The organism is Paenibacillus pasadenensis (assembly GCF_023715725.1).
GTDB lineage: Bacteria > Bacillota > Bacilli > Paenibacillales > Paenibacillaceae > Paenibacillus_O > Paenibacillus_O pasadenensis_A.
The window spans coordinates 84,853-97,844 of sequence record NZ_JAMBOT010000009.1 but is presented as its reverse complement, the minus strand read 5'-3'; the positions used below and the strand labels follow the sequence as shown (position 1 = coordinate 97,844).

Annotated in this window: 13 protein-coding genes; 1 reads left to right on the top strand and 12 read right to left on the bottom strand. The window is 50.7% G+C overall.

Annotated features, from left to right (window positions below; all coding sequences use genetic code 11):
- Positions 1-74: 74 nt before the first annotated feature.
- The 9 genes from M3223_RS24350 to M3223_RS18665 form a co-directional block, all read right to left on the bottom strand.
- Complete coding sequence (locus M3223_RS24350) at positions 75-671, bottom strand: AbrB/MazE/SpoVT family DNA-binding domain-containing protein (protein ID WP_285891357.1); 597 nt, start codon at positions 669-671, stop codon at positions 75-77.
- A 177-nt stretch (positions 672-848) separates the two neighbouring features.
- A complete protein-coding gene (locus M3223_RS18700; protein WP_251564367.1) occupies positions 849-1,640 on the bottom strand; it encodes a formate/nitrite transporter family protein in 792 nt (263 codons plus the stop codon).
- A gap of 164 nt (positions 1,641-1,804) precedes the next feature.
- Positions 1,805-2,041 (bottom strand): cold-shock protein, encoded by a 237-nt coding sequence (locus M3223_RS18695; RefSeq protein WP_251564366.1) that lies wholly within the window; start codon positions 2,039-2,041, stop codon positions 1,805-1,807.
- 204 nt (positions 2,042-2,245) lie between these two features.
- The gene (locus tag M3223_RS18690; RefSeq protein ID WP_251564364.1) at positions 2,246-2,905 is read right to left on the bottom strand and encodes a response regulator transcription factor; all 660 of its coding nucleotides are present in this window, start codon (positions 2,903-2,905) and stop codon (positions 2,246-2,248) included.
- A complete protein-coding gene (locus M3223_RS18685; RefSeq protein WP_251564362.1) occupies positions 2,883-4,316 on the bottom strand; it encodes a sensor histidine kinase in 1,434 nt (477 codons plus the stop codon). The genes M3223_RS18690 and M3223_RS18685 overlap by 23 nt, the downstream gene beginning before the upstream one ends.
- A 973-nt stretch (positions 4,317-5,289) precedes the next feature.
- A complete protein-coding gene (comX, locus tag M3223_RS18680) occupies positions 5,290-5,469 on the bottom strand; it encodes a competence pheromone ComX (RefSeq protein WP_251564360.1) in 180 nt (59 codons plus the stop codon).
- 235 nt (positions 5,470-5,704) lie between these two features.
- On the bottom strand, positions 5,705-6,628 hold the full coding sequence (locus tag M3223_RS18675; RefSeq protein WP_251564359.1) for a polyprenyl synthetase family protein: 924 nt from the start codon (positions 6,626-6,628) through the stop codon (positions 5,705-5,707).
- Positions 6,629-6,845: 217 nt separating this feature from the next.
- Positions 6,846-7,307 carry a GntR family transcriptional regulator gene (locus M3223_RS18670; protein ID WP_251564357.1) on the bottom strand — a complete coding sequence of 154 codons (462 nt, stop codon included), beginning with the start codon at positions 7,305-7,307 and terminating at the stop codon, positions 6,846-6,848.
- Complete coding sequence (locus M3223_RS18665; RefSeq protein WP_251564355.1) at positions 7,291-8,043, bottom strand: hypothetical protein; 753 nt, start codon at positions 8,041-8,043, stop codon at positions 7,291-7,293. The genes M3223_RS18670 and M3223_RS18665 overlap by 17 nt, the downstream gene beginning before the upstream one ends.
- Before the next feature lie 450 nt (positions 8,044-8,493).
- Here M3223_RS18665 and M3223_RS18660 point away from each other — a divergent pair, with 450 nt between their 5' ends.
- Complete coding sequence (locus M3223_RS18660) at positions 8,494-9,654, top strand: acyltransferase (protein WP_285891356.1); 1,161 nt, start codon at positions 8,494-8,496, stop codon at positions 9,652-9,654.
- A gap of 74 nt (positions 9,655-9,728) precedes the next feature.
- Here the strand turns inward: M3223_RS18660 and M3223_RS18655 are convergent, their stop codons facing one another.
- Genes M3223_RS18655 through M3223_RS18645 form a run of 3 tightly spaced genes read right to left on the bottom strand, consistent with a single transcriptional unit; the run spans position 9,729 to position 12,880 of the window.
- Entirely contained in the window at positions 9,729-10,502 is a 774-nt protein-coding gene (locus M3223_RS18655) for an NUDIX domain-containing protein (RefSeq protein WP_251564351.1), read from the bottom strand.
- 19 nt (positions 10,503-10,521) lie between these two features.
- Positions 10,522-12,021, bottom strand: coding sequence for a nicotinate phosphoribosyltransferase (locus M3223_RS18650; RefSeq protein WP_251564350.1), 1,500 nt, complete (start codon positions 12,019-12,021; stop codon positions 10,522-10,524).
- Positions 12,014-12,880 carry a ribose-phosphate pyrophosphokinase gene (locus M3223_RS18645; protein ID WP_251564348.1) on the bottom strand — a complete coding sequence of 289 codons (867 nt, stop codon included), beginning with the start codon at positions 12,878-12,880 and terminating at the stop codon, positions 12,014-12,016. The genes M3223_RS18650 and M3223_RS18645 overlap by 8 nt, the downstream gene beginning before the upstream one ends.
- Positions 12,881-12,992 lie beyond the last annotated feature (112 nt).

The following is a 12,992-nucleotide window of genomic DNA, read 5'->3' as shown; positions in this document are numbered from 1 at the left end:
CTCAGCATTAGTTCGGCTTCCTTTGTTCTTCCTCTAAGGCATAACTTGTTGCGGGTCCGTCATTATGTACAATGTTACTTGAGCGAACGGATGAGCTGGCTCACTCTGCCTTGCGAAATTCCAAGCAGTCTGGCCCACTCGCCCTGCGACGCGTTTGGATGAGTTTGCATCACTTCCGCCAGCCGCCGCGCCGTCTGCTCCCCTTTGCTGTAATGATTCCGGTTGCCTGATGGAGCCGGCATCCTTGCTGCCTCATTTGTTGTCCGCCCATCTGTTAGCCCCTGAGCACCAAATGCCGCCGGTTGCATTGCTGCTGATGCAGCCGTCTGCTGCAGTGCTTGAGCAGCTATTTTTCTTGCAGATCCGGTCACTCCGGCCACATGACGTTCCCGTTCAAGAGCCTGTTCCGCCTTAATTCCCGGTCCGTTCTGTGCGCCTTCAGCGAGTTGCGGCGGCATTTCTTCTAAACAGCTGGCGCAAACAAACCGGTTTCTGAAATAAGCAAGCGCTTCCGTGTTATGGCAGAACAAACATTCCTGAGAACGGTATTTGCGGAGCACCAAACGTTTTGATGATTCATCGACAAAAAACTCCACCGGGTCGCCTACATTCAGTTCCAGCACCCGACGAAGCTCAATAGGCAAAACAATTCGTCCAAGTTCATCAACCATACGAACTATTCCTATGCTTTTCATCCGACCTCACCCTTTTGCGTTTCTTTACTGCTTAATAATTCGATACGGAGAGTCAAATTCCTTTATCTTTAAATAAAAAAGGGACTGAATTTTCCGATGTCAGGTAAGTAATCACAAAAAAGCCCGCCAACTGGCGGACTTGCAGGATAATATTCATTTCATTTCCAGTTTTTCATGTCGCACCGGACTAATAAACCAATAAGCGGCTCCAACAAATAAAGCGCCGCCAACGATATTACCAAGCGTTACCGGAATCATGTTGTGGAACCAGCCAGTCAGCGTTATGGTATCCGGATGCGACAGCAGCAGCGACAGGCTGAGCAAGGTCATATTAGCAACGCTATGTTCATATCCGCTCGCGATAAAGGCGAGCAGCATCCACCAAATCAAAATCAGCTTAGCCGGCTCGGATCTTGTCCGCAAGCTGCTCCAGAGCGCTAGACAAACGAGCCAATTGCAGAGAATGCCGCGAACGAACAGCTCCCCGTAGCCTAAATGCATTTTTTTGGCGGCAATCGTCATGATGATATGATCGGGACCAATTCCATGAAAAATGCCCGAGGCCACGACAAGTCCCGCCAGGAGCAGCGCCCCAAGCAGGTTTCCGATGAACACCGCTGCCCAGTTGCGAACGGCGTCGCTCCAGCTTGTTGCACCTGCCAGACGCCCGATCGTGAAATACATATTATTACCCGTGAACAGCTCAGCGCCGGCAAAGACAACCAAGGTAAGGGCAATACCAAAAAAAGCGCCCATAACAAGCGATGTAACAGGAGAATGAACGGCAAGCAAAGGCGCTCCAATGGAAAAAATCAGTACAATGGCTAAGCCAACGTAAGCACCTGCCAGCATACAGTGCACCATATATCGCAGCGGCTCCTTCTCCAGCTTGTTCCTTTTGTCAGCTGCCAGCTGCGCAAGCTTCTCCACCTGTTCCTCGTACATCTCGAACACTCCCTTCTGCCCCTCCATTGTACCGCCGGCATCCGAGACTTAATGTGACCGTCCTCACTTGTGAACGCATGCATAGAATAAAAAAAGGGCCAGCCGAAATTCGGCTGACCAAATTCTATCCAACAATCTAATGGTACGAAATAACCGGCAACCCGTTACTCGTCTTTAGATTCCGGCTTGTTTACGACCTGAACCGCTGAGCCAGATTCATTCAGCATAGGAAGCTCACGGGTATCATGCTTCATCGGAGACTGACAAAGGAAGCAGACCGGCTCTTTATCCAGGGCGAAATTTTTGCGCATCCATCCATTGCAGTCCTCGTTCACGCAAGACCAAATATCGGTCATTTCGGTAGGCAACTCCGCCTGAGGTTTCTTGCGGGAATAATACATCGTTACTTCGCCTCCTGTTCAAAGTGAAAAAAGCCCTGCTCGGAAGTGGCAGGGCAATGCAGCTAGCGAAAAGAAGCGCCACCCTAGAACAAGAGCAGTATCGTGGGCCCTTCCTCTCGGCGAAACTTCGCCTCCTATACGATTCCAATATTGTATCATTACGGCATGCAAAATGCAAAGGATGAACCTAACACAATAACAAATTTATCTGAACTGGCTTGCCGAGAGGATTCCGAGCCGCTTCGCCTCAACAATTGCCTCCGATCGGGATCGAACGCCCAGCTTCTCGAATATGCGGGTCAAGTTATACTCCACGGTCCTTTGGCTCATCAACAGCCTTCCGGCAATATCCTTATTGCTGCTGCCGCTGGCGACCTCTTGAAGTATTTCCTGCTCCCGCTCATTAATGCTTACTTCCTCCAGCGCTTTCTCCTCACGCTCCTGCTGAAGCCGGATTTCGCGGCGGCGAAGCTGGCGAAGCAGCGTCACAGGAACGACAGCCTCGTCCCGCAAAACACAGCGAATGGAAGTAAGCAGCTGCTCCCGGGACGCGGTTTTGCTGACAAATCCGCTTACGCCTGACTCGATCAGCAAATTGAAGTTCGGGCTGATCTCATACCCTGTGTAAATGAGAATCCGATAATCGGGATTAACCGCCATCAGCCGCTTCGTAAGCTCCAAACCGCTGATTACAGGCATATTGAGATCAAACAGCATGACGTCGAATGATTCCGCCTTGACCAGCTCCAGTGCCTCCATCGAGGATTGCAGCACCGTGACATTCATTTCCGGGTCCTGCTCAATCATCGTTTTGGTGCCTTCACCAACTGACGGATGGTCGTCAACCAGCAAGATTCGAATCATGCCTATCTTCTCCTTCATAAGCCGCCGTCTCCTCTGGCAGCCAAATATCGACTTCAAGTCCTTTGCCCGGCTCCGTAAAGAAGCGGATTTTGCCGGAAAGACTTTTCACTCTCTCCTTCATGCCCGATAAACCCATATGCTGGTAGGAATCATCCAAGCTTTCCTGAGCCAGCCCGATTCCATCGTCCTTGTAGCGCAGACGAATGCCGTCCTTCTGACTGAGCTCGATCCAGATCCGCGATGCCTGCGCATGTTTGCTGGCGTTCATCAGCAGCTCCTGCACAATGCGGAAGAGTGTCAGAGTAATGTCGTCGCTTAAAGCGTCGGGCAGCTGCCCGGCTTCAAATTCAATGGAGTAATTAGCACGAATCTGCTGACGCTCAAACAGACTGCGGAGCGATTCCACAATTCCCATTTCCTTAAGCAGAGGCGGCCTGAGCTCATTGCATGTTTCACGAATCTGGTGAATGACGTCAAGCAGGCCCTCCCGAATATCCGTTAAATCATTCTGCAGCTCCGGCGATAGCTCATGGTCCAGCATGGCAGCTTCCAGTCTGCGGTACCAGATGAGCTGGTCTTGCAAAGCGGAATCATGCAGATCCGATGCCAGCTTGCGCCGTTCAATCTCCGCCAATTGAAAAATCATGCGCAGCACCCACGCAGGCGTGCCCTGTCGCTTCGACATTTCCGTCTCCAGATCGTCGATTAAATTTTCAATCAGATATAGATTTTCATATACGATGGCGCTGTAGTTGGCCAATGTTTTAAGCCAGCTCAGTTCATCCAGATTGAATTTGGTGCGGTTCGTTTTATCCCCGACCCATAAAATGTGGTAGCCTGATCTTTTTTGTCCGATAACAACAGCCAGTCCCTTGGAAAGAACGACGGCAGTGCCCACAGCGAATTTACGGCCGCTCTCGGTCAGCTCGCGATTCACTCGGTCGGAAATCGGCTCATCATCGGAGCTCGGTATGTAAGTCGCGCTCTCCTGCTCAGGTAAAGCCTTCATATCTTTTGTACGGTCCGTGTCATAACGGAAAAAGAACACTTCCTTAACGGGAAGAATTGACCTTATTTCCTGCTCAAGCACCCGTTCCAGGTCTGCTTGTTTCATGACACGCGAAATACGAGCCGAGAACCGGTCCAGACTGCCTTGAAAATTATTGAGGTCCTTGCTCCATTTTGGGCGCAGCCGATAATCCAGAAATTCCTTGCTGAATAGAAACACAATAATCATTAAGTAAACGACAAGGAATATTTGAACCCAGTTAACCCATTTAAGCTGATTCTGGCTTAATATGAGCACAGCCAAAGCTGTTATAAGCACTGTCGGGACAAACGCAATCATGGTGTAATAAGAGAAGCGGCTTAAAAAGAAATCAATGTCGAATAACCGCTGCGTCGTAAACATATAGAGATACACCATTGGGAGACCCAGGAGAAAAACCGCTGTAAATTCCGGTGGAATAAGCGGGATCGCAAACAAACTAGGCAAACCAAAGAGCAATAAAAACGGCAAAAACCCGACCAAATGGCCGAGGAGTGTCAGTTTAAAAAGTGACTTTAAATCATCCTGACGATGTAGTACATATTCATGAATAAGCCTGCAAAGGATATAAATGTTTCCAATCGCAAAATACGCCATTAATAACCAGTTGTATTCTCTAAACCCTAAATAGTCAGCTGCTTGTACGAGGAGCATTAATATGAAACCGCCCCACATAGAGGCCATTACCCATGGTGAGGAAAATCTTTTACCATAACGCTCTAAATATCGATTCAAAAATAATAAAAACATCATTGGCACTGCTGCGAAGGCAAGCGTTAATATCCCTCTCCCAATAGCATCTCCTCTAGCCGATGAGAAAGAGCTTAAATATGCTATTCCAATGCTTAAAAAGAACAAAATTAGGTAAAAAGCTGCTGGGTCATCTTTTTTGCGGCGGTACACAAAAGCGGCAAAAGTAGCAAACGTTAACATAGCCAAACCTGGCAGAGTCAATCTGAATACAACCTCATTACGAGTTAAATGCTTAGGTATGGAAAAAGACAGCTCCTGTAAGCCGTCCGCGCTGTTCCGTATGACTTTAACAGAGGAAGCCATCTCTAAATAACCAAACGTTCGCAGCGGGTATGAATTCTTAGGGGTTTCACCATCAACTTCTGTTATTCGATCTCCAAGTTGAAGAATTCCTTCTGCCCAATAACCAGGCGTTATATGGAACACCTCATATTGGCTTCCTTTAATCGGTCTAAGCTCTGCTCCAGTTAAAGGATAAAAAGCTATCGTCTGAATTAGATAAAAAACCAAGAGTGAAATACATAGGGTGAACCCAATTGGCTTAATATGCTGGCGCAGTTGACTTCACCCCTTTATTAATTACTTATTTCCACACATTTTCTTGGAAAAGGCGCGGTTCGCTTCCATTCGTACGTTTGTTAACTACGTCCGCAAGCGCTCTTTGCTCTGCGTTGCTGAGACCAGCCAGTTGAAGTTGTCCATTTTGAATTCGTTTCATCGAGCTAGAATCCTTCACAATCGTTTGAACCATTTCCTTCAACATGGTTTATCCCTCCGAAATTATGGTATAAGAGCGTTTTCATCTCTTGAAATTAATATACCAAGAAGCTTGTCCGACGGAAACGAAAATCGCTCTAGTAATTCCCACAATCGACATTGCGCTTCAGTTGCGGGACTTTGCGGTGCGCCTTACGGCCCTGATCACTTGCGTACCCGGACTTTTGTATCGGAACGGACTAATCCGTCCTTCATTTCATACTTAAAGAAGCTCCTCCCGATCAATCTGCTAGAGCAAGCATCTCTTCTTTCCAGCCTTCCCCTACATTCATCTCATCGAGAAAATCCAGGAACTGATAGTAATGCGTCCTCATTCGGACCGAAGAATAAAGCAGAGTCCCGGTTTTCTCCAGGATCGCTTGGAACTCCTCCCGCTTATGCTGCACATCATCCATCGACAGTTTTCCTTCAAAATATTCTACCACCCAGCTGTCCCCGCTGTTTTCGGCTGCAGCCTGCAGCAAATACAGTGTCGGAAGCGTGCGTTTGCGGTTAATAAAATCGTTTTTATGATCCCAGTTGGACAAGTCCCGTATGTCGTTTTTAATTTGGGCCGCAATACCGAGCTGCTCCGCATAGGACCGCACCCGCTCCTGCCACTCTCCCGTGGCAAGCACAGTGCCGATCATGCACGCGCATACGAGCAGCGCCGCTGACTTCTGACCTACCATATCAAGATAGGCAGCCTCGTCAGGAATATCGTTCAACAGGTCCAGCGTCTGGCCATGAACAGCCGTAAGCACCTGGCCGCTCAACAGCTTAGCCGCTTGTTGGACGCGCTCCTGCCCGAATCCGGTATCCAGCATCATCTGCTGGGCAATCATCAATATTCCAAGAGCCAGATTAAGCGTAATCTCCGGCGGATAGCTGTTCCATACCACCAGTTTGTTGTCTTTGTCCTGAACATCATCGATCATATCCAGACTAAGCACCATTAGCTCCACCGCTGCGGCAGCCCGGTAAATCCGCTCGTCCTCTCCAGCGAACATCCGGTAATGCAGAACGGTCATTTTGCTGAAAAGCAATGATTCCTGCAGCTTCTCCTCTAAACAAGCCTGCGCCATTTCCTGCATTCCCGGAAGAAGGAAATACGCCCGCAGACTGTCCCTCATCTCTTGTCCCAAACGCTCCGCCAATTGTTGCATAGCGCCCCCCTGTACTGATGCATACGCCTCTTGCCCCTCTGTCGCTACGGCCAGTCGTATGTATAATTTCCTATGACATATTCCATGGACCGAATCCAAATCCTGCTAACAAACGAATGCACTGGGAAGTCATCGCTACAATTCGGCAAAGCTCAACCAACAAAAAAAGGCCTGTCTGTCCCAAATCCGAATTTCTTCAGACGGACAGATCAAGCCTTTAATGGCGGTCTTGCGCGGGATAACTGGCCAGCATTTCCTTGAGCAGATTTTCCATCTCCTCTGGAGTAAGGCCGTATTTGATGCCTGAGCCGACGGCGCTGCGGAATGCCTCGCTGACAAGCGCTCTTGACCAGGAGCGCCGGCCGGAATGCTCCGCTCCCGGCAGCTGCACAAACGTCCCTACACCTTTTTGAATCGATAGGTACCCTTCCCGCTCCAAATCCAGATAAACTCTGCGGACGGTGATCAAGCTGCACTCAAGCTGCTTGGCCAAATCCCGCAGCGAGGGCAGCTGAGCGCTCGGCTGGAGGCTTCCGCTGCGGATTAATCCGCGGATCTGATCGCGAAGCTGCACATAGATTGGCTGTTCAGAACCGTGGGATATGCGGACCGGCAACGATTCTGCGGGGGGAGGGGAGCTATGCCGGTCTCCGCCGGGACGATCAGATCCATAACGCACGATTCGATTTCTCCTCTAAGTGCATAATCAGGCAGAACAGTACGATTTCATGAAGGCCGTCCAGCCCGAACAGCTCATGAACCCGCGTATCGTAAAAACCGAGAACCGGCTGCAGCCGGCAGTTGGAGCCCGCCGTACATTCTGTCAGCCGCTCCGTCAGCCTGCCCCCTTCCAGCAAGCTCAGCCGATATCCCCTCTCCCCGTACAGCTGCATCGGACGATGCAGGTTGGCCGCAACAAATACCGCCCCTTCCAAATATGCCGGCGCTACCGCAGGCGCAAACAAGGCATATCCGTTTTCGTCCTCAACCGATCCCAGCGATCTCAGCATGTCCCGGTGCGGATGGAAATAGATCAGCTCCAGCACGCCTGTTGCCCGGCTGCGCGACAGCAGATACAGCTCTGGAGAATCGGTTACCGCATCCCCGAGCTTTTCCAAAGGACCAAAATCCCCGAACGGAGGCGGAGCCGTGCTGAATTTTCTAAGCCTGGCCAGCAGCTCCATCACCGCAGGATGATCGTTCCACTTGCCCAAATGCTCCTTTTTCCTTCCGGCAGCCTCTCGAGTCTGGTTTAACGGAACGGCTTTGGACTCGGACTTTTTCCAAGGCACTTCCCTTTGAGAAAACAGCTGGCGAAGCATATTCATGCGGCACCGGGTTAACAGCTCCAATTGGGGGAGCTGGACTTCCTCGGCCCGGACGTCGTTGTGCCAATGTATAGAATTTGAGTGCATGACTGCCTTAGCCCTCCCGTTTGAATTGCAGGCTTGTTGATGTCAAGCGGGCTGTCCCGCTTCTGCTACAACAACATCATAAGGGATTCAGACTTGGGTCACACCGAAAACGATGATACGTATTGCCACAAACAATTTGCGGAGCTAACCGAATGTAAACCGCAACTTTCCCGCAATTTTGAGCCTGATTACCGCCGAAAATAAGAAAATTGGCAGTAAGTATTCAGAAAACGATAAGATTCTCAGCTCATTTATATAAAGAACTAACCCGCATACTTATTGATGTTCCATAACATCGCTTGAACCTGTTTATTGTTTACAAGTCGGAAACAAGGGCGAAATTCTTCACGTTTCGTTTCTGTTTTTTATGCCGGCAGTCTTAGGTCCTGTGAAAAGGAATAAGTAAACGGCCATCGCTCTGGAGGTGCATTCACAATTAAACGCAATTATTTGGCAGAGATTGATCTTGTGCGGGCTTTTGCCATGTTTGGTGTGGTAATGGTCCATGCCACTTCCTTCGCCACGGTTGATATGCGCGAGGACAGTCTGTTTGGCCTTTACAATTTCCTTAATATTTTCTCCAAATTCGGCACAACGACATTTATCTTTCTAAGCGCCTTTATCCTGTTTTACACCTACTTTAATCAGCCCTTCACCATGTCCGACACGATTCGCTTCTACAAAAAGAGACTGAAATTCATCGTCGTTCCTTACGTGCTTTTTTCGGGATTTTACTTTGTGCTGAACTGGTACGGCAGCGGAACCCCATGGGATACTTCGCTGATGCTGGAAAGCTTCTGGCTGAAGCTGGCGATCGGCAAGTCCCACGCACATTTATATTTCATCATTATTAATATCCAGTTCTATCTCCTGTTCCCATTCTTGCTATTCATGTTGAAACGGCTGCGGAAATATGCGGCGGCATTTGTGCTAATCGGCATTACTCTGCAATGGGGATTTTACATCGGGAACGTTTTATCGTGGGATGTACCGAATCGAAACAGCTGGGCCTTCTCTTTTTTGTCCTATTATTTCCTTGGCGCGTTTGCCGGGATTTACTACGAAAAGATCAAAGCCTGGCTTCTATCGCAGCATTCATCCGATTCAAGCTGGAGAAAGGTCATCTTTGTGCTGACGGGAGCCGTTTGGATGAGCGCTTCAACTATAGCGGTTTATATCATGTACCAGGAGCGGCTGCATAAAGTGGAGCTGCATCCGCTCGTGTTTGAAGCATTCTGGAATGCTTACACGCTCATTACAGCGATGATTTTCCTGATCATTGCAGTTTATATCGGGAACAAAAAATCGTGGCTGCTGGGCGTCATGCGCCGAATTGGCGTTTACTCCTTTGGCATTTATCTGGTGCATCCGTTCATTTTGGCGATATACCGGAAATTCCCGCTGAACACAGACAGCTCGCTGCTCAAGCTGGCCTGGTATGGAGGCGGATTCTTCATGGCCATCGCCGCCTCGTACGTCGTCGTTTACGCCATTACCCGCTTGGGAGGGTGGACATGGATTTTCTTCGGCAAGCTGCCCGGCCAATTGCGCGATTCGAGAAGCAGCGAAAAGCCTCCCCGTATGGCTCCAGAGGCCAAAGCCTGGCTGTAACGGGGGTTAGAAAATAAAGGGACGAAGCGGACCCCATGGTCCGTTTCGTCCCTTTGTCGTCTATCCTGCGCGTTTCACCCATAAATGGATAACTCGGGCGTGTAGTCTGTGAACCGGTACAGCTGCGCCGGCCGCTGCGAGTAGCGGTTGGACTGCAGCGGCTGCCCGTCCTCCCCGCGCGCTTCCTCCAAAATGCCCTTGCGGCTGCGTGTAGAGGTGATTTTGCGGATAAAATTGCGCTCCTCGAATTCCGGCACTACGGTCGTAATGACCTGGTACAGCTCGCTGATCGTAAACATCTCCGGCAAAAACTCCTTGGCAATCGCCGTTGTCATCATGCTCGTGCGAACCTTTGCCAGCGCATCGCGCAAAATGTCGCCGTGATCGAAGGCCAGCTCCAGCTGAAGCGCCTCCTCCACCGGGACAAGGCGGACCTCCGCCGCCTCGTCGGAGGTTTTGCGCTCCGCCAACGCCGCCTCCTGCACCAGCGCCATAAAGGCGTGCGAGATCATCCATCCGCGCGGATCACGGTCCGGTCTGCTGTATACGTTAAAGTAGTCCAGATGAAAATCCGCAACGCCGGTTTCCTCCAGCAGCTCCCTGCGGGCGCATTCCGCCACCGTCTCCCCTTCCCGGGTAAAGCCGCCAGGCAACGCCCAGCTGCCTTCAAACGGCGCTTGTCGCCGCCGGATGAGCAGCACTTGAAGCGTGCGCTCCGGAAGAGATTTTTGAGCGGTGCTGCGCTGCAAGGAGGTAATGGTAAATACGACGATATCCGTTGGAACCCCATCCGGACTGCGGTACCGGCCCGCCTCATAGGGAACGTTCATGTTAGCTGCATCACTCATAGTGGATCTCCTGACCGGATTAAACGCCTGCCGTGGGCAGCTGCTCAAGCAGCTCTGCGCGAATTTCGCCTAAAGTCAGCTCGCGAACCATTCTGCCGTCTACGAATACTTCCTCCAGCAGGTCTGCCTCTTTATGAAGAGTGTAGTCTTCTTTGCCCAGGTTGTCGATGTACGTCAATTCGCCATCCTGCTCGACCACACAGACCAGGCCCGTTTGCGATTTTTTGACTTTATTTTGGTCCGTTGCGGGATCCTTGTAGATTTTGCGCTCTTCCCCGTCCACAACCGCATAAGTCGATTTCAGCGCAAAACCAAACGTGTCCCGCGTGTTGTATTGATAGGTAAACGAGCCGATGCCGTAAACCATATTGGTCGAGGCAAATCCCTTGGCGGCCAGCCGCTCGCAGATGTCACGGCAGCGGTCCAGCGTAATGGCATCGCCGTAGATGGCGCCAATATGCGAATCGAGCTGTTTAAAGCCGCGCTCCGTTACCGTCCCTCCAAAAATATCCCACAGCAGCTCGATAACGCCTTTGCGCGCATGCTCGCTATCTGCATCGGGATCGCCGCAAAGAATGCGGACGGGATCTCCGCTGTCGGGGCGGATGACAACCTTGCCGTTGCGGCCCATAATCTCTTCCTTCAGCCCGCGAATGACCTCGTCCAGCACCTTCCACAAATCCCATGTATCCGATACGATCGACACAAATCCTTCCGGATATACTTCCTGGATCAAATAGCGGTACGAGCTCAGCTCGTCGCGGCCATGCGCGCACATAACGCTATGCTCCGTTGCCGGAATCGAAGCGCCGATCAGCTCGCGTTCCATATTCGCTCCGTAATAATCCTCCAGATACAGAATGGCCGGAATCGTGTCCGTGCCTGTGAACGACAGCAGATGTCCCGCGCCGCTTCCTTTGGCCGCCTCCAGCGAGGCCATGCCGCGCATCGAGAAATCATGTCCCTGGAACGGCACGCCGGCCGCGTCTCCGTTCGTCCGCAGTGCAAAGTCCTCCAGCAGTTTGCGATATTCAAAAGCAATCGTTGCGCTGGTCGCCGGCATCCACAGCTGGCACGACATCAGCGTTTCCAAATAATTGGTCAGCCAGAAAAACTCCGGCTTTGTGTTCTCAATTGTCAGCATCGGCACGCGTATCGGCACTAGAGCTCCTTCACGAACCGCCTTAATCCGCACCGGCAAATAGCCCAATTCATGCAGCTCGGCAATATGCGAGGCATCCGGCTCCGCAACACCAAGCGCATAACGGATCACTCTCTGGTACTCCTCCACGACCTCTTCTTTCGTTCTGCCAAAAAAATGCTCGTTGAAGTAACGGATTAAATATTCCTTGATGAACGCCTGGAAACCGAACGCTACGACATGTTTCACGTTGCTTAGTCTGCTTTCACGCGCCGTCCATGTCGAATAGACAAGCTCTGTTCCTTTAGGGTATTGATTTTTGTGGCTGACTTTATAAAAATCGCACAGCAGTGTTGCCGGATAAGTGTAGTTAGTCATGTTTCATTCCTCCAATGGGATAAAGGTTAAATTCCGTTTGTACGTCCGCTTGGCGTCCTGCTTCCACATCGGCCTCGCTCAGCATACTGTCCGTTGCATACACTCGCTTAATCAGACCCGATTGCAGCAGCTTTCCTTTAAAAATTGACCGCTCGCAATGCGCGACGAGCAGATAAATCGGCCCGGCTCCCAGCTCCTTCAGCCGTTCCGCGCTTAGCAGGAACGTGCCGCCGTACGAGCAGAGATCGTCAACAATGATGGCGCTAAACCCCTGTTTTAAAGGCAAGCTGTCTCCGCCCTCAACCTCAAGCTTGCTTATTTGGCCGCTTTGGAAATCGCGGGCTTTTTTGCCGACCAGCTGGCGAAGCCCGCTGAGCTCTCCATAACGCAGCTGTGCGCCAGCATCCGGGAAAAACAGCACATCCGAGTCCGTCTGGAACTGTATGTCTTGCATCACTTCGTCCAGCAGCTCCAGCGTAGGATAGACAGCGCGGCTGCGCTCCAAAAGCTCCAGCGTTACAGGAGAATGCGGCTCAACAACCGTTACGCTGCGAAAATTCAACGAATTCAGGAAGGCAGCCGCATACTTGAGTGTAAACACCGAGCTTCCCACTACGCGGTCCATCCTGCTGTAAGGCATGTAAGCAATCGTAAGCTCCGCCTCAAATCCATGGTCTGCCAGATATCCTTTAGCGAACATCAGCTGCATGAAATCGCCGTCCTGATCATAGTGTAGAGCCAGCTGTACCGGCTCCTGCTTGCCCAAGCCCGCCAACTGCAGCATCTGCTCGCCATCCGCTAACGTTTCACCATTCGGGTAAGCGCCGAAGTTCAGCTTTTCGCCGTTAAGCTTGATCATGTTGTGGCCTCCTGTTTCTATACTGTCATTTGTATATTATCATAATGACATTATATAAAATTGTCAATGGGCCTTATTAAAAAAAAAAGCATTTTGCAGAAAGCTCGGCTTT

What these genes read in the sequence shown, in the direction of transcription:
- M3223_RS24350 (WP_285891357.1), bottom strand. Translation starts at nt 671, where the DNA reads ATGGTTGATGAACTTGGACGAATTGTTTTGCCTATTGAGCTTCGTCGG.
- M3223_RS18700 (WP_251564367.1), bottom strand. Translation starts at nt 1,640, where the DNA reads ATGTACGAGGAACAGGTGGAGAAGCTTGCGCAGCTGGCAGCTGACAAA.
- M3223_RS18695 (WP_251564366.1), bottom strand. Translation starts at nt 2,041, where the DNA reads ATGTATTATTCCCGCAAGAAACCTCAGGCGGAGTTGCCTACCGAAATG.
- M3223_RS18690 (WP_251564364.1), bottom strand. Translation starts at nt 2,905, where the DNA reads ATGATTCGAATCTTGCTGGTTGACGACCATCCGTCAGTTGGTGAAGGC.
- M3223_RS18685 (WP_251564362.1), bottom strand. Translation starts at nt 4,316, where the DNA reads ATGTTTACGACGCAGCGGTTATTCGACATTGATTTCTTTTTAAGCCGC.
- comX (WP_251564360.1), bottom strand. Translation starts at nt 5,469, where the DNA reads ATGTTGAAGGAAATGGTTCAAACGATTGTGAAGGATTCTAGCTCGATG.
- M3223_RS18675 (WP_251564359.1), bottom strand. Translation starts at nt 6,628, where the DNA reads ATGCAACAATTGGCGGAGCGTTTGGGACAAGAGATGAGGGACAGTCTG.
- M3223_RS18665 (WP_251564355.1), bottom strand. Translation starts at nt 8,043, where the DNA reads ATGCACTCAAATTCTATACATTGGCACAACGACGTCCGGGCCGAGGAA.
- M3223_RS18655 (WP_251564351.1), bottom strand. Translation starts at nt 10,502, where the DNA reads ATGAGTGATGCAGCTAACATGAACGTTCCCTATGAGGCGGGCCGGTAC.
- M3223_RS18650 (WP_251564350.1), bottom strand. Translation starts at nt 12,021, where the DNA reads ATGACTAACTACACTTATCCGGCAACACTGCTGTGCGATTTTTATAAA.
- M3223_RS18645 (WP_251564348.1), bottom strand. Translation starts at nt 12,880, where the DNA reads ATGATCAAGCTTAACGGCGAAAAGCTGAACTTCGGCGCTTACCCGAAT.